We start from the raw sequence: 18312 nt of genomic DNA on the forward strand, positions 1-18312 counted from the left end.
GAGCTACTCCCAGCGGAACGTTCTGGCCGCGACGCTACCCGCCACGAGGCCCACGAGCCCCATGATCGCGAGATGCCTCCACTCCGGCGCGGTCCCGAGCCACGCCTGCTGCAACGCCTCCACGCCCGGAGGCGCGTAGGACCCGATCTCCTTGATCGACGAAGGCAGCATGAACCGCGGCAGGTACACGCCGCCCAGGAACATGAGCAGCATGAACACCGCCGTCGCCCAGCCGCCGGCCGCCCGCGCGGTCGGGGCCAGAGCGGCGATCACCAGGCCCAGCGCGAACGTCCCGGCGCCTCCCAGGAGCACGGCACACGCCAGGCCGAGCGGGTGGTGAGGCAGGTCGACGCCGAAAACGACGTACCCGACCACCATAACGAGCAGCACCGACAAGATCGCCGCGACGAAGTTCACCACCATCTGACCGGCCAGCAACCGCGCCGGGTGCATCGGTGTGGTGGCGAGCCGCCGCAGCACCCCCTTCTCCCGGTACGCGGCCACGACGGTCGGCACACGCTGCAGCCCGATGAACCCCAGCGTGAACACGACCAGCGAGGACACGTAGCTGTCGATGAACCGCGCGCCGCCGAACTCGGGCAGCCGCTCCCGCAACGCCGGAACCGCCCCCAGCCCCAGCAACAACAGCGACGGGAACACCACGGCGAACAACGAGTTCAGCCGGTCGCGCAGGAACAACCGCGCCTCGATCTCAACGATTTTCAGCATCACGACCCCCGGTCAGTTCCACATAGGCGTCATCAAGCGAGACCTGGTCGACGCGCAGTTGCCGCGCCACGACCTGCTTGCGCGCCAACAGGGACGTCACGGCGTGCACGACGCCGTCCGGCCCGCTGACGACGACCTGCTCCCCCACCAGCGACACGTCGGTCACCTCCGGCAGTGCCCGCAGCAGGGCCGGGTCCACCGCGGCGGAGGGCACGAACCGCACCCGCGTGAGACCGTCCACCCGCGACACCAGCCCGGAGGGCGTGTCGAGGGCGGCGATGCGCCCGTCGCGGAACACCGCCACCCGGTCGCAGAGCCGCTCCGCCTCCTCCATGAAGTGGGTGACCAGCAGGATCGTCACGCCGGCCGCCCGCACGTCCTCGATCAACGACCAGGTGTCGCGCCGCGCCTGCGGGTCCAGCCCCGTCGTCAGCTCGTCCAGGATCGCCACCCGCGGCGACCCGACGAGCGCCAGCGCGATCGACAGCCGCTGCTTGAGCCCGCCGGACAGCCGCCCGAACTCGACCTTCAGGTGCGGCGTGAGCCCCAGCCGTTCCGACCAGTCGGCGGGCGACGGGTAGAACGACGAGAACAGCTCCAGCGCCTCCCCGACCCGCATCCGTTCCGGCAGCTCCGACGCCTGCAGCTGCACCCCGATCGACGACCGCACCGCGGCGGGCTCGCGCCCCAGCACCGACACGCTCCCCCGGTCGGGCCTGCGCAGCCCCGACACGCACTCGACCGTCGTGGTCTTGCCCGCGCCGTTCGGCCCCAGGACCCCGAAGATCTCCCCCTCGGCCACCTCGAAGGACACCGAGTCCACCGCGACCTTCGGCCCGTACCGCTTGCCGAGGTCGCGCACTGCGACGATTGCCATGCCACCACGATCGGGCAGCGCGGCGAGAAGATCATCGAACGACGAGCGGCACTCGGATCAACCGATCGGTTGATGGGTCAGTCCGTCTCCACGAAGACCGTCCGCAACGCGGCGGCCAGCCGCGCGACCGGTTCCGGCAGTGGTCCCGGCAGCCGGGCGAGCAGCACCCGGCGCTGTTCCGCAGGCCCTCCGCGCACCGGCAGGACCCGCACCCCGGCGGGCGCGACCGCGACCAGCGACGTCGGCACCGTCGTGATGCCGAACCCCGCCGCGACCAGCTGGAGCTTCGCCAGCCAGTCGCGGGCGGTGTGCGCGACGACGGGCCGTTCGTCCAGGCCCGGCCACACCCCCATCACCCACTGGTCGCCGGGACCCGAGATCCACCGCTGCCCGCGCAGATCCTCGACGTCGATGTAGTCGTTGCGCGCCAACGGGTGCGTCGACGGCACCGCCACGCGCAGCGTCCGTTCGACGACGGTGTCGACCTCCAGCGCGGGGATCTCGTCGTCCGGCGCGCGGAACGGCGGCGCCGACGAGATCAACGCGACGTCCAGCGTGCCCGCCCGCAAGGCGCGCACCAGCGCGGGCGTGCTGCCTTCCCGCGTGACCACGGTGATCGACGGATGCGTGCGCGCCAACGCCGTCAGCGCCCGAGGCAGCAACCACGCCCCGGCCGTCGCGAACCAGCCGAGCCGGACCGTGCTCTCGTCCTCGTCCGGCAGCCCCGCCAGCTCGCGTGCGCCGGCATCGACCTGATCCACGACAACAGCAGCACGCCGCAACACGAGCCGACCGGCCGCCGTGAGCTGCACGCCGTCATGCCGCCGTTCGAGCAACACGGCACCGGCCGCGCGTTCCAGCGCCGCGATCTGCCGTGACACCGCGGACTGCGTGTACCCCAGCGCGGTGGCCGCGCCCGTCAGCGTGCCGCGCTCGGCGACCTCGCGGAACACCCTCAGCGCGACCAGCGACGCGTCACTCAGGCTCATGACATTTACGCATACCCCGCTTGCCACAATTTCGCTACCCGCATGGCCTCAGCGAGCCTAGCGTCGAAGACGTGATCGAGACAGAGTTCGGGTTCAGCAGCACCGCCACCGAGGTCGCCCACGGCATCGACCTCACCGGCAAGCGCGTCGTCGTGACCGGCGCGTCGTCAGGGATCGGCGTGGAGACCGCACGCGCGTTGGCCGGCATCGGCGCCGAGGTGACCCTCGCCGTCCGTGACGTCGCGGCGGGCGAGAAAGTCGCCCAGGAGATCGGCGGCAAGGTCGAGGTCGCCAGGCTCGACCTCACCGACCTCTCGTCGGTCGACGAGTTCGCGCGGAGCTGGAGCGGCCCGCTGCACGTCCTGGTGAACAACGCGGGCGTCATGGCGACGCCCGAGCGCTACACCGAGCAGGGCTGGGAATGGCAGTTCGCCACCAACCACCTCGGCCACTTCGCGCTCGCGACGGGTCTGCACAGCGCGCTGAAGGCCGCGGGCAACGCACGCATCGTGTCCGTGACCTCGCGGGGCCACATGCTCTCCCCGGTGATCTTCGACGACGTCCACTACGCGTTCCGCAGCTACGAACCGTGGGGCGCCTACGGCCAGAGCAAAACCGCCAACGTCCTGTTCGCGGTCGAGGCGACGCGCCGGTGGGAGGCGGACGGCATCACCGCGAACGCCGTCATGCCCGGCGCCATCTACACCAACCTCCAGCGCCACATCGGCCCGAGCGACGTCGACCCGGCGATCATCAAGACCACGGAGCAGGGCGCGGCGACGTCGGTCCTCGTGGCCACGTCACCGCTGCTGGAGGGCATCGGCGGCCGCTACTTCGACGACTGCGACGAGACGCGGACGGCCGACCACCGCGACGAGACGCCACCGATGCGCGGCGTGGCGAGGTTCGCCCTCGACCCCGGCAACGCCGCCCGCCTGTGGACGTACTCCGAGACCCTCCTCGCGAAGGCCTGACGGATGACGACCGCACTGGTCACCGGCGCGACCCAGGGCCTCGGCCTGGCACTGGCCGAGGGGCTCGCGCAACGTCTGACGCCCGCCGACACCGTCTACCTGACGGGCCGCGACGCCGAGAAGGTCGCCGCCGCCGCGCGGATGGCGCCCGGCGGCGGAGCGGTGGTCCGCGGCGAGCTGCTGGACGTCGCCGACCCCGAGGCCGCCACGACCCTCGCCAGGACCGTCGAGGAACGCCACGGCGGCATCGACATCGTCTTCGGCAACGCCGTCATGCGCGTCGGCCCGGACGACGACCCGCGCGCGATCATCGACGACTACACCGAGGTCAACAACTTCGGCACCACCCGGCTCCTGCGGGCGTTCACACCGCTGCTCCACGACAACGGCCGGCTGTTCGTGGTCGCGAGCTCGCTGGGCACCCTGCGCCACCTCGCACCGGTGTTGCACGAGCAGTTCACCGGTCCGTCCTCATTGGACGAGCTCGACGAGCGGGTCGCGCGGTGGCGTGACGCCACCAAGGACGGCAGGGCGAAAGCGGGCGCGTGGCCGGGGTTCGTGAACATCCCGTCGAAGATCGGCCAGGTCGCCGCCGTCCGCGTGCTCGCACGCCAACGCCGGGAGGCCGACGCACGACGGGGAGTCCTGATCGCGTCGGTGTGCCCAGGCATGATCAACACGCCGACTTCCGCGCTGTGGTGGGACGTCAGCACCGCGCCGACGCCCGCGCAGGCCGCGATACCGTTGCTGGACCTGGCCTTCGACCCGGTGCGGCCGGATCACTACGGCGAGCTGGTCCGCCACGGCGAGGTCGTGCCGTTCAGCTGAGCGGCTGGTCCAACCCGTGCACCACCTGGTCGAGCAACGTCCGGATGACCGCCTCGTTGTGCTCGTTGCGGCCCGGCGTGATCATCCGCGACGTCGCCTCGACCATCGCGTGGACGAGCATGGCCCGCAGCTGCGCGCGCTGGACCCCGGCGGTGGTGAAGACGCCGACCAGCGGCGCCAGCAGGCGTTCGTGCTCGGCCCTGATCTGCTCGCGCGACGAGTCCGGCAACGCGTGCGCGGACAGGGCCACCACCGCGCCGTGGCTGCCGTCGGTGATGATCGCGAGCTCGGTCCGCAGGTAGGCCTCGATCTTCTCCGGCACGGACCCGGCTCCGTTGACCGCGTCCTCCAGCTTGTCCGCCCACTCCGGCAGGGCGTCGGACACGATCGCGGCGACCAGTTCCTCGCGCGAGCGGAAGTACTCGTAGAGGCTCGGCCGCGACAGCCCGACGCGTCTCGCGAGCGACGCGAGCGTCAGCGCCTCCGCTCCCTCGGTCGCCACGATCTCCCGCCCCGCGTCCAGCAGGGCGCGCAACCGGTTGGCGCGGTGCTCGGCCACGGTGTCTGCGCTGATCCTCGGCACGTCGGGATCGTATCGCGCTTGATTTCCCGACGGGGAGTTGGAATAGTTCCCGACACAGCGTCGGGATCAGGGAGGCCAGCATGTTCATCGCGACCAACCGGATGTTCGTGAACCCGGACATGTCCGAGGAGTTCGAGCGCTACTTCCGCGGCTCCATGCGCACCCACCTGCCCGGAGTTCCCGGCCTGCTGCGCAGCACGTTGCTCAAGCCGACGCAGGACGACCAGCCGTACGTCTCGGTCAACGAGTTCGAGTCGGAGGACGCCTTCCGCGCGTGGGTCGCCTCCGACGCGTTCCGCGAGGCGCACAAGGGCCACCGCACGATCGCGCGCCTCGTCACCGGCAACGAGCCCGAGCGGTTCACGCACGCCGAGGACCTGGTCCTGCCCGTGCAGCGCAGCGAGGCCTCCTAGCCCCCGTCACAGGGTGGGCAGCAGCGACTTCATCCGGTTGATCTCGTCGGACTGCGTGGCCACCACGTCGTCCGCCATCTCCTCGACCTGGACGTTGTTGCCCGCCCCACGCACGTCCGTCGCCATCTTGATCGCACCCTCGTGGTGCTTGATCATCAGCTCCAGGAACATCCGGTCGAAGTCCTTGCCGCGCGCGGCCCCCAGCGCGTTCAGCTGGTCCTGCGTGGCCATGCCGGGCATCGAGCCGTGGTCGCCGTGCGTGCCCACGAGGTTGTTCATGCGCTGCCACTGCTTCATGGCGCCGATCTCGGGTTCCTGGCTGTACCGGATGCGGTCGGCGAGGCCCTTGACGGTCGCGTTCTCCGCGCGGTCCGGCGCGAACCTCGTCATCGCCAGCGCCTGCTCGTGGTGGGCGATCATCATCGACACGTAGTCGCGGTCGGCGTCGTTGGGCGGCGGCGGGACGGCACCGGTCGCGTCCGACGCCGCGATGGTCGGCGCCGACCCGCCGGGAGTGTCCGGCGCGATGATCGGCGCCTGCTCCGGCTCCGACGTACAGCCTGCCAGCAGGGCGAATGCCGCCACGATCGCCACGAGCCCAGAACGCATGCTTCGGACAATACAGTCCGAGACCGGCGGAGTTGTCCAGCGTTTCGAGACAGGACGAAGAGTCGACAACCCTCCGAAAGATGCTGGCCTTTAGCAACGCGAAAGGGTCATACTCCCCCTCACCAACCCGTAATGAGGGGGTAAAGCAGTGACTTCACGCGCAACGGCCCGGCGGCGCAGAGCGCCGTTGGCGGTTCTGGGGGCGCTCGCGCTGACGCTGTCGACGGTGACCGCGCCCGCGTACGCCGAGCCCGACCTGCCCGCGGACGGCAAGGGGCTCACCGAGGCTCAGCTCGAAGCGCAGGCGGAAGCGGTCGACGGTCTCCCGGGGGTCGACGAGATCTCCCGCAGCCGCAACATGGTCCCGGTCGCCCACCTGGACAAGCAGGCTCCGCTCAACTCGACGCAGACCGACATCGCGTTCCAGGACAACTACGCGTTCGTCGGCAACTACGACGGCTTCGTCATCTACGACATCCGCAACCCGAAGAAGCCGACGATCAAGAGCCAGGTGCTCTGCCCCGGCTCGCAGAACGACATCTCGGTGTACGGGAACCTGCTGTTCCTGTCGACCGACTCCTCGCGCAGCGACAACTCCTGCGCCAGCGTCTCCCAGCCGGCGACGGTCAAGGAGTCGTGGGAGGGCATCAAGGTCTTCGACATCAGCAACAAGGCCGCGCCGAAGTACGTCGCCGCCGTCGAGACCGACTGCGGTTCGCACACCCACACGATGGTGCCGGCCAAGGACAAGAAGAGCGTCTACCTCTACGTCTCGTCCTACTCGCCGAACGCCACGTTCCCGGACTGCCAGCCGCCGCACGACAAGATCTCGATCGTGAAGGTCCCGGTCAAGAACCCGGCCTCGGCGTCGCTGCTCAAGGCCCAGGTCGTCTTCCCGGACGGCGCGAACCCCGGCGTCCCCGGCACCATCGAGACCGGCTACACCTCGGCCACCACCGGCTGCCACGACATCACCGTCTACCCGCAGCTCGACCTCGCGGCCGGCGCGTGCATGGGTGACGGTGTGCTGTGGGACATCTCCGACCGCGAGAACCTGGTCGAGATCAACCGCGTCCAGGACGACGCGCACTTCGCGTTCTGGCACTCCGCCACGTTCAACAACAGCGGCACCAAGGTCGTCTTCACCGACGAGCTCGGTGGCGGCGGCGCCGCGACGTGCAACGAGAAGATCGGCCCGAACCGCGGTGCCAACGGCATCTACGACATCGAGGGCAAGGGCAAGAACCGCAAGCTGGTCTTCAAGTCCTACTACAAGATCCCGCGCATGCAGACCGACACGGAGAACTGCGTCGCGCACAACGGGTCGCTGATCCCCGTGCCCGGCAAGGACATCATGGTCCAGTCCTGGTACCAGGGCGGCATCTCGGTGTGGGACTTCACCAACTCGGCCAAGCCGCGTGAGATCGGCTTCTTCGAGCGCGGCCCGATGCCGAACGGCGCGGGCGGCGGCACGTGGTCCACGTACTGGTACAACGGCTACATCTACTCCTCGGAGATGGGTCGCGGCTTCGACGTCATCGACATGCGCGACCCGCGCACGTTCGTGGCGAAGCTGTTCCGCACGAACGAGCTGAACGTGCAGACCCAGGGCAACTTCTACCGCGGGTAAAGGTTCGCTCCCGAATCAGCGCGGCTGCCGTCGTTCGGCAGCCGCGCTGATCGCTGTCAGGACCAAGGTCACCGCGACACCGCCGAAGACGGCCCAGACCGGTGACCCGACGTCCATCGCCCACGCGACGACGACGGCCGTGAGCCCGTAGCCCGCGCCGGTCACCGCGTACATCATCGAGAACCCCGGGGCGTGCGCGCCGACCGGGAGCCGTTCGCGCAAAGCCAGGCTCCGCGTCACGAGCACACCGGACTGGAACAGCCCGGCCGCCAGCAGCGCGCCCGTGATGCCCGGCAGGTTCGGGAACAACGCCACCGCGCCGACGCAGGTCGCCGTGATGACGAGCAGCACCAGCCCCTGCGTGCGGAACGTGCCCGGCCACGGCTTGAGCCCGTACAGCACCGCGCCCAGCGCACTGCACGCGGCGAACCCGGTGAGCAGCGGCCCGGTCCAGCCGATGCCGATCCCCCGGTGCTCCAGCAACGCCGGCAGCACCAGCTCCGCGACCGCCAGCTGCGCCAGCGCCGCCGCGCTCACCAGGTAGATCGGCCACGCCGACGCGACCACGCGCGCCTTCGCCGTACCGGTTCTGGACGTCACGTGCCCGCGCGGCAGGATGAACACCAGCCACGCCGCCACGACCACCAGGCTCACGGACACCACCACGGGCGCACGCCGGTCGACGCTCAGCGCCAGCACGGTGACCAGCGCGGGCGCCACCGCCCACACCACCTGAGTGATCATGGCGTCGAAGCCCATCGCCTTGGGCACCAGCGCGTCCGGCACCAGCCCGAGCAGCATCGCCCGCAGCCCGCCCGGCGTCGTCGACGGCCCGGCGCCCGCGACGAACGCCGCGATCACCAGCACCGTCACGTTCGTCGTCAACGCCAGCGTCGTGAACGCGACAGCGCCGACGAGCAGCCCGACCGACAGCTGCCCGCGCATCCGCGACGGGTCGAGGAACAGTCCCAGCAGCGCCGCGCCGAGGATCTCCCCGAGCACGTAGACGGCCACCAGCGACGCGGCCAGCACGTACCCGCCGGGCAGCCCCCTGGTCAGGAACACCATCATCAGCGGCGTCATGGACATCGGCAGCTTGGCGGCGACCGTGACGACGGCGCACGCGAGCACGTCCCGGTTCGCGAGGTCGCGGTACCCGGCAGCGGAGATCGTCATCTACTCGCCCAGCTCCTGGAACAACGTCAGCTGCAACCCGGCCGGCGCCGCCAGCCGCGCGTTCAGCGAGTTCCACGGCGTCCGCGTGGGCTCCGCGATCACCTCGGCCCCGGCGGCCTCCAGCGTGCGGGTCACCCCTTCGGCGTCGGTGACCTCGAACGCGACCCGGACGTGCCCGGCGACCCGCTTGCCCACCTCGACGTCGTCGATGAACTCCGCGTGCGGCGGGTCGGCGATCTCCAGCGTCGCCCTGCCGGCCTCCAGGATCGTGACCCGCCCGCCGTCGGACGCGAACGCGGCCCGTTGCTCCAGGCCGAGGACGTCTCGGTAGAAACGCAGGGCTTCTTCGTAGTCGTCGGCGGTGACGACCAGGCGGAGCTCACGGACACCGGTCATGGTGACGATCATTTCACTCCGCGTGTCAGAACGAGGCGAACCCGGCGAAAAGGCTGACAGGATGGCGTCCGTGCCGAACGGACTCGACGAGGTGGACTGGTCCCGGCTGACCCACGCGTACGGCGCCGCCGACGACGTGCCGGACCAGCTGCGCGACCTGCTGTCGCCCGACGCGGAACGCCGCCGGAAGGCGCTGTGGGCGTTGAACGGCAACATCTACCACCAGGGCACGGTCTACCAGGCCACGGCGCACGCGGTCCCGTTCCTGCTGGAGGTGCTGGCCGCGCCGGGGTGCGCCGAGCGGCCGGAGCTGCTCGACCTGCTCAGCGGGATCGTCACCGGGTTCGACGAGATGTGGCTGCCGGGAGGGTTGCCGATCACCGAGTACCGCGCCCAGGCCGAAGGCGGCGAGGCGGTCCTGGCGGCGGCGCCCAGGCCCGGCGACGACGACTTCGACGAGGACGAGGGCGACTTCGGGTACGTCGAAGGCCTGACCGAGGACGACCAGCGCAGGATGTTCGCGCACATCTGGGTGCGGGCCCACGACGCCGTGCGCGCCGGAGTGCCGCTGTTCCGCGACCTGCTGTCCGCGGAACCACCGGTCGCGTGCATGGCCGCGTACACCCTGGCGTGGTTCCCGGAGGACGCGGCGGGCAGCCTGCCGGCTCTCGGCGAGGTCACCGGAGAGGATGTCGTGGTAGCGACCGCGTCGGTGGCGACGGGCCTGCTCGGCGGCCGTCCCGCGGCCGCGCTCGACGACCCGCGCCCGATCGTCCGGTGGGGTGCCGCGGTCGCGCTCGCGGCGGTCGACGGTCCGGAGGCGACCGACGACGTCGTGGACGAGCTGCTCACCGTCGCGGCCGGCTCGCTCGACCGCGCCGAGGAGGTTCCGTTCCTGGGCGGCGACCTCGCGGGGTACGCGGCCCTGGCGGTCCTGCGGCTGGCGTTCCACGACGGCGCGCTGACGCCCGGGACCCCTTACACCGCACTGGACTCACGCCAACGCCGCACCGTCGAGGCGTTGGCCGCCGGCGAGGGCACCTGGCTCGTCAACCTGGACGAGCACCTGCGCGCGTACGGCCTGCCCACCGAGAAGGAAGCCCTGCGCGCCTACACCTCGACGCGCTGAGGAGCCCCCTGCACCAACCGGCTCACGACCACGAGCACCAGCGTGATCCCCGCAGTCACGTGGATCGGCGCCGGCCCGAACGTCGCCGCGAGCACCGCCACCGCCCCGAGCGGCAGCAGGTACTTGCGGAGCCCGTCCTCGCCGGGGCAGTCCTGCACGTACCAGACGAAGAGGAAGAACACCGCCAGCGGCACCGTCGTGAACGCGGCCACCGTCGTGCCCGGCGCGTGCGAGAGGTGCAGGTCGTAGTCGACCGACGCGGCGAGCCCGGCACCGAGCGCCGCGATCGACCCGAGGATGAACAGGTGCGCGTAGCCCCAGAGGAACGCCTTCCTGAGGTTGCGCAGGTGCGTCGGCGCCTCGAAGTAGATCCACCACACCGAGAACACGATGACCAGCGACGCGGCGGCGAGCGAGATGAGGTTCTCGCCGCTGTCGAAGCCCTTCTGGAACGCCAGCGTGGCCGCGAGGATCGACTCGCCGAGCACGATCAGGGTGAACAGGCCGTGCCGCTCGGCGATGTGGTGCGGGTGCCAGGTCGTGGCGCCGGAGCGTTCCGCCCAGGCCGGCACCAGCAGCTCGCCGATCATGAACAGCACCCACAGCGGGATCTGCGCCGCGGGCGGGGCGACCACCACCCACAGCACCCAGAGCACCTGCATGAACGCGATCCCACCGGCGTAGCGGCGGGTGCAGGCCCGGTGCTCCGGGTTGTCGCGCGACGCCCGCAGCCAGTGCGCGACCATGCCGAGCCGGATCACGACGTACCCGCCGACGACGATCCGGTAGTCCTGGTGCTCGAAGACGGCGGGGATGCCCGCCGCCACCACGAGCACGCCGGCGATCTGGACCATCGTGATGACCCGGTACAGCGTGTCGTCGTTGTCGAACGCGCTCGCGAACCACGTGAAGTTGAGCCACGGCAGCCACAACGCGAAGAACGCCATGCAGAACGCCATCAGCCCGGCACCGGCGTGGTTCTCGGAGACGGCGTGGTGCAGCGAGGCGGCGGCCTGGGCGACCGCCACCACGAAGCTCAGGTCGAACAACAGCTCCAACGGCGTCGCGACCCGGTGGGCCTCCGCCGTGTCGCGCGCGAGGAGCTTCCTGATCATCCCGGCACCACCATGATCCTTGATTCGCTGAGGTCGAGTGCCACCTGCGTGCCGGGCTGGAACGCCGCCGCCTGGTTGGACGGCTGGTCGACCCGCAGGACCTGCTCGCCCACTCTGACAGAGATCCGCGTGACGGGCCCCAGGAACGACTGGGTCAGCACGTCGCCGACGATCCTGCCCTGCGCGCCGTCGTGCGCCGCGACCCCGATGTCCTCCGGCCGGACGATGACGCGCACGTCGCTGCCGGACGGCTGGTCGTGCTCGGCGGGCACGGTGACGCCGTTGATCACGACGGTCTGCCCCTCCGCCTTGGCCTCCACCGAGTTCGTGACGCCGACGAACTGCGCCACGAACGCCGTCGCCGGCTGCCGGTAGACCACGGACGGCGTGTCGAGCTGCTCCAGCCGCCCGTGCGACATGACACCGACCCGGTCGGAGACGGCGAGCGCCTCCTCCTGGTCGTGCGTGACGAACAGCGTCGTCATGCCCAGTTCCGTCTGGATGCGGCGGATCTCGTCGCGCAGGTTCACGCGGACCTTGGCGTCCAACGCGGACAGCGGCTCGTCCAGCAGCAGCACGCGCGGCTGGATCGCGAGGGCGCGCGCCAGCGCGATGCGCTGCTGCTGACCACCCGACATCTGGTGCGGGTAGCGGCCGCCGAGGTGCGCGAGACCGACGAGGTCGAGCAGCTCGTTCGTGCGCTTGGTGTCGCCCTTGCGCAGCTTGAGGCCGAACGCGACGTTCTGCGCCGCGGTCATGTTCGGGAAGAGGCTGTAGGCCTGGAAGACCATGCCCATGTCCCGCTTGTTGGCGGGGACCTTCGTGATGTCCTTGCCGCCCACCGTGACCGTGCCGGAGTCGGCGGTCTCGAAGCCCGCGACGATGCGCAGCGCCGTCGTCTTGCCGCAGCCCGACGGGCCGAGCAACGACACCAGCTCGCCCTCCGCCAGTTCGAGGTCGAGGCCGTCGAGCGCCGCGTTGCCGCCGAAGGACTTGCGCAGCCCCTTGAGTTGCAGGTGGCCCATGATTCAGATACTCCCCTGCAAAGTTTCTTCTTCGGCAACGGTCTGACGGCGCCGCTGGCCGACGTAGGAAAGTGCGAACAGAAGGACGAACGCGAACAGCAGGCACAGCAACGACACCGCGATGGACACGCCCGCGTTGCGCTTGCCCAGCAGGTTGACCTGCACCTGCAACGTGTCGAAGTTGAGCAGCGACGCGATGGTGAACTCACCGAGCACCAACGCCACCGACAGCAGCGACGCACCGATCAGCGCGACGCGGATGTTCGGCACGACGACCTTCCACAGCACGGTGAACCACGACGCGCCGAGGCTGCGCGCGGCTTCGGCGAGCGTCTTCAGGTCGATCGCGGACAGTCCGGCGTCGATCGCCCGGTAGGCGAACGGCAGCACCAGGATCGTGTAGGCGAAGGTCAGCGTGAGCGGCGAGTCGCCGAGGAAGTAGTTCACCCACGCGTAGAGCGGCGCCATGCCGACCACCAGCACGATCGCGGGGATCGCGAGCGGCAGCAGGCACAGGAACTCCACGAGCCGCTGCAGCTGGGGAAGCCGCAGCCGGATCCACGCCATCGTCGGCACGAGCAGCACCAGCATCAGCACCGCGCTCGTCACCGACAGCAGCAGCGAGTTGACGAGCGCCTCCATCAACCCGTCGTCGTCGACGATGGACGTCCACGACTCCAGGCTGCGGGTGTTGTTCCTGCCCCGCGTGGAGAACTCCGCCATCGCGATCAGCGGCAGGACGAAGTAGACGCCGAGGACCAGCAGGACGACGGTGCGCAGGACGCGCTGCCTCACTAGCGAACCCACTTGGCCACCCTCTTCTGCAGCAGCACGTTCACGCCCATCGCGATGCTGACGACGACCACCATGCCCAGGCCGAGCGCCTTGCCGAGGTTCTCCTGGCCCAGCACGACCTCGCCGGTGAGGAAGCCGCGGATCTGCAACGGCACGATCGGGCTGCCCTGCGAGACGAGCGCGGCGGCCGTGGCGTAGGCGCTGAAGGCGTTGGCGAACAACAACAGCAGCGCGCCGAGGAACGGCGGCAGCAGGATCGGCCCGCCGACGTGCCGCCAGTAGGTCCAGCTCGTCCCGCCGAGGCTCGCGTTCGCCTCCCGCCACTGCGGACGGAGGCCGTCCAGCGCGGGCAGGAACACGATGACCATCAACGGGATCTGGAAGAACGTGTAGACGAGCGTCAGGCCCGGCAGCTCGAACAGCCACGCGCTGCCCGCGAACAGGTCGATGCCGGCGTTGTCGCGCAGGAACTTCGTGACGAGCCCCTCGAAGCCGACCGTCGCGAGGAACGCGAACGCCAGCGGCACACCGCCGAACTGCGCGAGCACACCGCTGCCCGCGACGACGACCCTGCGGAGCATGCCCTCCTGCTTGCCGACCGCCACCGCCCACGTCAGCAGCGCGCCGAAGATCGCGCCGATCACCGCCGTGAGCGCGGAGAGCTCGATGCTGCGCACGAAGGCGTCGAAGACGACACCGGTGAACAACGTCGTGAGGTTGTCGAGCGTCAGCGCGCCGTTCGAGTCCTGGAAGGCACCGAACAGCACGAGGACCGTGGGGTAGACGAGGAAGACCCCGACGAACGCGAGGAACGGCACCGCGACGAGCCAGGCGGCCGCAGACGGCCGACCGGCGGCCCCACCCTTGATCTTGGTGGAACCGCCGGGCGTCGTCGCTACGGGAGCGACACTCGTCATCCGATGGCCTGGGCCCAGGTCGCGGTCAGGACGGCCTTGGCCTTGTCGGCCTGCGCCTGCGTCTGGAACACCTGCTTGCCGTCGGTCTTGGGCAGCTTGTCCTTGGCGGCCTTGTCCGCCTTGTCCCCCATCTTGTCCAGGCGGACCGGGCGGGACATGCCCTTCAGGTAGAGGTTCTGGCCCTCGTCGGAGTAGAGGAACTCCTGCCACAGGCGCGCGGCCGCGGGGTGCGGCGCGTCCTTGCTGATGGCCTGGTTGTAGTAGCCGCCGATCTGCGCCTCGGCCGGCACGACGACCTTCCAGTCGAGCTTGCCCTGCAGCTTCGCGGTCTGCGCGGCGTTGGTGTAGTCCCAGTCGATGACGACCGGCGTCTGCCCGGACTCGATCGTCGCGGGCGACGGGTCGACCGGCTGGAAGTTGCCGGCGGCCTTGAGCTGCTTGAAGAACTCGACACCGGGCGCGATGTCGTCGGCGGACCCGCCGTTGCCCAGCGCCGCCATCACGACACCGGAGAACGCGGCGCCGGCCTGCGTCGGGTCGCCGTTGAGCGCGACCTTGCCCTTGTACTCGGGCTTGAGCAGGTCCTTCACACTCGCCGGCGCCGGCACCTTGGCCGCGTCGTAGCCGATCGACATGAAGCCGCCGTAGTCACCGTAGTAGGCGCCGTCCGCGTCCTTGAGCTCCGCGGCGATGTCGTCCCAGGTGCTGACCTTGTAGGGGGCGAACAGGTCCTTGTTGGCGAGCGCCACGTTCAGCCCGAGGTCGAACACGTCGGGCGCGCGGTCGTTGCCCTTGAGCTGCTTCGCGGCGTTGATCTCCTCCTGGCTCGACGCGTCGGGCTGCGCGGAGTCGACCTTGATGCCGTACTTGGCCTCGAAGGCCTTGATGATCTCGCCGTAGTTGGCCCAGTCCGGGGGCAGCGCGATGACGTTGAGCTTGCCCTCCTTCTTCGCGGCCTCGACCAGCTTGTCCATGCCGCCGAGCTCGCTCGCGGACTTCGCGGTCCCGGCGGCACCGGCCGGCGCCTCCTTGGCGGGCGGGGCGCCACAGGCCGCCACAGCCAGCACCAACGCGCCGACACCGATCAGTTTCGTGGTGACGTTCCCTCGCTTCAGCACAGGCGGAGGATTCGCGCGAAAAGCTTTCGTTGTCAAGCCAGCCGCGCCGGTTGAGACCTTCTCGACTCCAACCGTGAATTCTCGGCGCCTCAGAGGTTGCGACTGAATGCTTTCCGAGCTTCGCCGAGGTGCTCGGCGCCGATCCCGGTCCGCGGGTCGACGTGGACGAGCGCGGTGGTCAGGTGCCGTCGCTTGTGGACGAACTCCTCCCGGCGCAGCCGGCTGGAAGCCCGGGTGGGCTCGGTGCCGAGCTCACCCGGTCAGCTGCCTCGGCGGCTTGGGGTGGGCGGCGCACGGGTTGAGCGGCCCGTCGACGTCGACCAGGATCGGCGGTCTCACCCGTCCGGCATGGCCGAACCCGTCAGCGGGACCGGCCGGCCCGATCGTCGGTGTCGTCGAACAGCCGCTCGACCTCCACCTCGATGACGCGCAGCTTGTCGAGCACCCTCAGCCGGGACGTCCTGGTCTGCCGCTCGCTGACCTCGGCCTTCGCCTCACGCACCAGCGCGAGCGCCTCATCCCGGTCCAGGACCCGGTCCTCGAGCCCCTGCCTCAACCGGTTGAGCAGCGTGACGGCTTCCTGGCTGCCGGTGGGCGAGGACCCCAGGAGTCGCACCGCGAGCTGGATCCGCCTGCGCAGGAACGGCGGCAGCGAACCAGGCAGTTCCGGGATGTCCACGTGCGTCCAGATCTCCCGGCGACGGCCTTCGACTTCCTGCCGGGGCTCCGCGTGCCCGATGATCGCCGGGTGCCCGATGATCGCCGCGAGCCCGTCGACCCGGCGGCCAGGCTCGGCGTGGAAGGCCCGCTGGAACTGGCGGTCGGCGGCAGCGAGCAACTCGTCCAGCCGGTCGTCACGCATCACCGCACCTCCTCCTCGACAGAACGGCCTTCAGCGCCCTGCGACCTCTGCTCCGGTTCTGCCGCACGGCCTGCGCGGTGGTCCCGAGCTCGTGGGCGATGACGTCGTCGGGGAAGTCGTCCGCGGTCATCGCGAGCACCTGCCGTTGCATCAGCGGCAGCTCCGCCAGTGCGGCGACGACCTCCCGCCACGCCTCCCCCGGTTCGACGACCGCCGAGTCGCCGACGAGCGCCTGCCCGGCGAGCGTGCGCCGGTCCGGCATCGACCGGTAGAGCTCGCGGGTGGCGACGGTGCGCACCCAGGCCCGCGGGTTCCGGATGCACGTCCAGTTCTCCCAGGCCAGCACGAACGCGGCCTGGGTGGCGTCCGCGGCCTCGTGCACGGTCGCCCCGGTCACCTTGACCACGTACCCGGTGACCTTGCCGACCTCGCAGCGGTAGAACAGCGAGAACTGCTCCCGCACCGCGTCCACCCGACCTGCCACTCGCTCGACCGGTTCACCTGTCACCACTGTTCCCCCGACCGATCTCCACCGTGGTCCGGCCGTCGCTCCCGCACAACCGGCTCCCCGGCGGCAGGTGGCGCACCATCTCGGCCCACGCGGCGTGCCGCGCGTCGCTCGCCAACCTGCGGTCGCGTGCCATCAACACCCGTGTCACCCCGGCCAGTGCGACCAGCGCACCAGCGATCACCGTCTCCAGCACCGGCAGCTCCTTCCTCTGCCAGTGAGTGCGGATCAGCCGGCGAGTTGTGACAACGAGCAGCTCAGGAAGCACGACGGGCCGAGCACACCGCCGACCCACCCCACCGGGCCCCGTACAGCAACCCCGGCAGCAACCGCCGGAACCGCAGGTGCACGTCCCCCGCCCGGTCCGCCGCCTGCTGCATCCCGGCCGGCTCCGCGTCCGACCGCAGCAGCACCCCGTCGAACGTGCGCACGATCCGCTTGCCGTCGTGCTCGAACCGCAGGCGCAGGTCGAACACGTCGCACGGCCGTTCCGGCACGTAGAGCACGCACGGGTGCATGGCGTCACGGCTCTGCAGCCGGTACCGGATCGCGAAGTCGTGCGTCGCGCCCCGCGCCAGCGGCTCGGCGGTGACGAGCCGGAAGCCGGGCCGTTCGAGACCGCTCCGCCGCTGCAACGTGCCGCCGTACATGAGGTGCACGTCCATGTCCCGCGACCGCGCCGGGAACACCGAGCCGAACTCGAACGAGTCCACCCCGTCCTGGTCGGCGACGACCTGGTAGCGCTCGAGCACCTCCGGCTGCCCCCGGTCGAGCGTCACCGCCACGGACAGCTCCGCGGTGTGCCAGCCGCCGGCGTCGCGGCGGGTGGTCGACGCGGCCAGGTCGGCCAGCTGGTGCACGGCGTCGTCCACGCGGCGGCGCACGGTCCTGGCGTCGCGGTCGATCGCCGCCGCCACCCAGCTGACGCGCTCCCCGTACAGCGGCAGCCGCGCGTCGGAGGTGAGTCCGAACGCCGCGCGCGCCGGCAGCTGGAGGTCCTCCGGCAGCTGCTCGACCAGCTCACTGAGCCGGGTGACCAGTTTCTGCCGGGCCGCGACCGACCCGTCGGCCCTCGTGATCCCGCACGAGGCGGCCAGCGCCGGACCGACCTTCTCCAGCAGCCGGGGCGCGTGCACACCCCGTCCCTTGCGCAGGGTCTTCAGCTCGTGGACCAGCTTCGTCGTCATCTCCGCTCTCCCTCCCCTTCCGTGCTCACGTGCGGCGGAGGAAGGGTGCGGCGGCCGTGTGGACGAGAAGTGGACACACCGTGGATCCGTCACACGTGGTCCGGTCGCAGCACCGTCCGCGCCACCGACGAGGCCAGCGCGATGCCCAGCCGCACCCCGTCCCGCCCGAGGAACACCCGCGACGTGCCGATGCGGTCGAGCACGGACTGGTCGACGACCCCGAGCCCGAACGCGATCATCTCCGGGCGCGACGCCGTCTCCGTGAGCCGGGCCAGCTCCCGCGGCCAGTCCTGGTCGGTCGCCCGGCCGTCGGAGACGAAGAACAGCACCGGCCGCCGCACCCTCACCCGTTGCGCCTTGAGCTCCGCCACGTCCCGCTCGATCACCCCGCGCACGAACGCGAACACGGCCCCGAAGTCCGACCCCGACTCCTGCCGCGGTGTGACCAGCCC

At 70.4% G+C, this 18312-nt stretch carries 22 protein-coding genes; 5 read left to right on the forward strand and 17 right to left on the reverse strand.

Going from position 1 to position 18312, the window contains the following annotated elements; all coding sequences use genetic code 11:
- Positions 1-3: 3 nt before the first annotated feature.
- The 3 genes from VF330_RS31415 to VF330_RS31425 all read right to left on the reverse strand — a co-directional run bounded on the left by VF330_RS31415 (position 4) and on the right by VF330_RS31425 (position 2595).
- The gene (locus VF330_RS31415; RefSeq protein WP_330855327.1) at positions 4-729 is read right to left on the reverse strand and encodes an ABC transporter permease; all 726 of its coding nucleotides are present in this window, start codon (positions 727-729) and stop codon (positions 4-6) included.
- Positions 713-1606, reverse strand: coding sequence for an ABC transporter ATP-binding protein (locus tag VF330_RS31420; protein ID WP_330855328.1), 894 nt, complete (start codon positions 1604-1606; stop codon positions 713-715). The genes VF330_RS31415 and VF330_RS31420 overlap by 17 nt, the downstream gene beginning before the upstream one ends.
- 77 nt (positions 1607-1683) lie before the next feature.
- On the reverse strand, positions 1684-2595 hold the full coding sequence (locus VF330_RS31425) for a LysR family transcriptional regulator (protein ID WP_330855329.1): 912 nt from the start codon (positions 2593-2595) through the stop codon (positions 1684-1686).
- 71 nt (positions 2596-2666) lie between these two features.
- Here VF330_RS31425 and VF330_RS31430 point away from each other — a divergent pair, with 71 nt between their 5' ends.
- Both VF330_RS31430 and VF330_RS31435 read left to right on the forward strand, forming a co-directional pair.
- Positions 2667-3569, forward strand: a complete 903-nt coding sequence (locus VF330_RS31430; protein ID WP_330855330.1) for an SDR family NAD(P)-dependent oxidoreductase — start codon at positions 2667-2669, stop codon at positions 3567-3569.
- A gap of 3 nt (positions 3570-3572) precedes the next feature.
- Positions 3573-4397, forward strand: a complete 825-nt coding sequence (locus VF330_RS31435; protein WP_330855331.1) for an SDR family NAD(P)-dependent oxidoreductase — start codon at positions 3573-3575, stop codon at positions 4395-4397.
- Here the strand turns inward: VF330_RS31435 and VF330_RS31440 are convergent.
- The gene (locus VF330_RS31440; protein ID WP_330855332.1) at positions 4390-4980 is read right to left on the reverse strand and encodes a helix-turn-helix domain-containing protein; all 591 of its coding nucleotides are present in this window, start codon (positions 4978-4980) and stop codon (positions 4390-4392) included. The genes VF330_RS31435 and VF330_RS31440 overlap by 8 nt on opposite strands.
- A gap of 80 nt (positions 4981-5060) precedes the next feature.
- On the opposite strand from VF330_RS31440, the gene VF330_RS31445 reads away from it, so the two are divergent.
- The gene (locus VF330_RS31445; protein ID WP_330855333.1) at positions 5061-5393 is read left to right on the forward strand and encodes an antibiotic biosynthesis monooxygenase; all 333 of its coding nucleotides are present in this window, start codon (positions 5061-5063) and stop codon (positions 5391-5393) included.
- Between the two features lie 6 nt (positions 5394-5399).
- On the opposite strand, the gene VF330_RS31450 is transcribed toward VF330_RS31445, so the two are convergent.
- Positions 5400-6002, reverse strand: a complete 603-nt coding sequence (locus VF330_RS31450; protein ID WP_330855334.1) for a DUF305 domain-containing protein — start codon at positions 6000-6002, stop codon at positions 5400-5402.
- Positions 6003-6189: 187 nt separating this feature from the next.
- On the opposite strand from VF330_RS31450, the gene VF330_RS31455 reads away from it, so the two are divergent.
- On the forward strand, positions 6190-7632 hold the full coding sequence (locus VF330_RS31455; protein ID WP_414675495.1) for an LVIVD repeat-containing protein: 1443 nt from the start codon (positions 6190-6192) through the stop codon (positions 7630-7632).
- A gap of 15 nt (positions 7633-7647) precedes the next feature.
- Here the strand turns inward: VF330_RS31455 and VF330_RS31460 are convergent, their stop codons facing one another.
- On the reverse strand, positions 7648-8808 hold the full coding sequence (locus VF330_RS31460) for an MFS transporter (RefSeq protein ID WP_330855335.1): 1161 nt from the start codon (positions 8806-8808) through the stop codon (positions 7648-7650).
- Positions 8809-9204 carry a VOC family protein gene (locus tag VF330_RS31465; RefSeq protein WP_330855336.1) on the reverse strand — a complete coding sequence of 132 codons (396 nt, stop codon included), beginning with the start codon at positions 9202-9204 and terminating at the stop codon, positions 8809-8811.
- A 70-nt stretch (positions 9205-9274) separates the two neighbouring features.
- Here VF330_RS31465 and VF330_RS31470 point away from each other — a divergent pair, with 70 nt between their 5' ends.
- Entirely contained in the window at positions 9275-10333 is a 1059-nt protein-coding gene (locus tag VF330_RS31470; RefSeq protein WP_330855337.1) for a hypothetical protein, read from the forward strand.
- Here the strand turns inward: VF330_RS31470 and VF330_RS31475 are convergent.
- The 10 genes from VF330_RS31475 to VF330_RS31520 all read right to left on the reverse strand — a co-directional run.
- Positions 10315-11448: a low temperature requirement protein A gene (locus VF330_RS31475; RefSeq protein WP_330855338.1), complete on the reverse strand. Its 1134-nt coding sequence runs from the start codon at positions 11446-11448 to the stop codon at positions 10315-10317. The genes VF330_RS31470 and VF330_RS31475 overlap by 19 nt on opposite strands.
- Positions 11445-12473 carry an ABC transporter ATP-binding protein gene (locus VF330_RS31480; protein WP_330855339.1) on the reverse strand — a complete coding sequence of 343 codons (1029 nt, stop codon included), beginning with the start codon at positions 12471-12473 and terminating at the stop codon, positions 11445-11447. The genes VF330_RS31475 and VF330_RS31480 overlap by 4 nt, the downstream gene beginning before the upstream one ends.
- A 3-nt stretch (positions 12474-12476) precedes the next feature.
- A complete protein-coding gene (locus tag VF330_RS31485; protein WP_330855340.1) occupies positions 12477-13280 on the reverse strand; it encodes an ABC transporter permease in 804 nt (267 codons plus the stop codon).
- Positions 13268-14185, reverse strand: a complete 918-nt coding sequence (locus VF330_RS31490; protein WP_330855341.1) for an ABC transporter permease — start codon at positions 14183-14185, stop codon at positions 13268-13270. Before VF330_RS31490 ends, VF330_RS31485 begins: the two co-directional genes overlap by 13 nt.
- On the reverse strand, positions 14182-15303 hold the full coding sequence (locus VF330_RS31495; protein WP_330855342.1) for an ABC transporter substrate-binding protein: 1122 nt from the start codon (positions 15301-15303) through the stop codon (positions 14182-14184). Before VF330_RS31495 ends, VF330_RS31490 begins: the two co-directional genes overlap by 4 nt.
- Positions 15304-15664: 361 nt before the next feature.
- Complete coding sequence (locus VF330_RS31500) at positions 15665-16165, reverse strand: hypothetical protein (RefSeq protein ID WP_330855343.1); 501 nt, start codon at positions 16163-16165, stop codon at positions 15665-15667.
- Positions 16158-16649: an RNA polymerase sigma factor gene (locus VF330_RS31505; RefSeq protein WP_330855344.1), complete on the reverse strand. Its 492-nt coding sequence runs from the start codon at positions 16647-16649 to the stop codon at positions 16158-16160. The genes VF330_RS31500 and VF330_RS31505 overlap by 8 nt, the downstream gene beginning before the upstream one ends.
- A gap of 13 nt (positions 16650-16662) precedes the next feature.
- Positions 16663-16869, reverse strand: a complete 207-nt coding sequence (locus VF330_RS31510; RefSeq protein WP_330855345.1) for a hypothetical protein — start codon at positions 16867-16869, stop codon at positions 16663-16665.
- Between the two features lie 61 nt (positions 16870-16930).
- Positions 16931-17860, reverse strand: a complete 930-nt coding sequence (locus VF330_RS31515) for a hypothetical protein (protein ID WP_330855346.1) — start codon at positions 17858-17860, stop codon at positions 16931-16933.
- 89 nt (positions 17861-17949) lie between these two features.
- On the reverse strand, positions 17950-18312 hold a 363-nt coding region (locus tag VF330_RS31520), incomplete at its 5' end, for a vWA domain-containing protein (RefSeq protein ID WP_414675496.1).

It is taken from the genome of Lentzea sp. (genome assembly GCF_036380075.1).
Classification (GTDB): domain Bacteria; phylum Actinomycetota; class Actinomycetes; order Mycobacteriales; family Pseudonocardiaceae; genus Lentzea.

Coding starts and splice junctions, on each gene's coding strand:
- VF330_RS31490 (WP_330855341.1), bottom strand. CDS start 14,185: ATGACGAGTGTCGCTCCCGTAGCGACGACGCCCGGCGGTTCCACCAAG.
- VF330_RS31415 (WP_330855327.1), bottom strand. CDS start 729: ATGCTGAAAATCGTTGAGATCGAGGCGCGGTTGTTCCTGCGCGACCGG.
- VF330_RS31515 (WP_330855346.1), bottom strand. CDS start 17,860: ATGACGACGAAGCTGGTCCACGAGCTGAAGACCCTGCGCAAGGGACGG.
- VF330_RS31475 (WP_330855338.1), bottom strand. CDS start 11,448: ATGATCAGGAAGCTCCTCGCGCGCGACACGGCGGAGGCCCACCGGGTC.
- VF330_RS31480 (WP_330855339.1), bottom strand. CDS start 12,473: ATGGGCCACCTGCAACTCAAGGGGCTGCGCAAGTCCTTCGGCGGCAAC.
- VF330_RS31465 (WP_330855336.1), bottom strand. CDS start 9,204: ATGACCGGTGTCCGTGAGCTCCGCCTGGTCGTCACCGCCGACGACTAC.
- VF330_RS31445 (WP_330855333.1), top strand. CDS start 5,061: ATGTTCATCGCGACCAACCGGATGTTCGTGAACCCGGACATGTCCGAG.
- VF330_RS31460 (WP_330855335.1), bottom strand. CDS start 8,808: ATGACGATCTCCGCTGCCGGGTACCGCGACCTCGCGAACCGGGACGTG.
- VF330_RS31500 (WP_330855343.1), bottom strand. CDS start 16,165: ATGCGTGACGACCGGCTGGACGAGTTGCTCGCTGCCGCCGACCGCCAG.
- VF330_RS31435 (WP_330855331.1), top strand. CDS start 3,573: ATGACGACCGCACTGGTCACCGGCGCGACCCAGGGCCTCGGCCTGGCA.
- VF330_RS31420 (WP_330855328.1), bottom strand. CDS start 1,606: ATGGCAATCGTCGCAGTGCGCGACCTCGGCAAGCGGTACGGGCCGAAG.
- VF330_RS31425 (WP_330855329.1), bottom strand. CDS start 2,595: ATGAGCCTGAGTGACGCGTCGCTGGTCGCGCTGAGGGTGTTCCGCGAG.
- VF330_RS31450 (WP_330855334.1), bottom strand. CDS start 6,002: ATGCGTTCTGGGCTCGTGGCGATCGTGGCGGCATTCGCCCTGCTGGCA.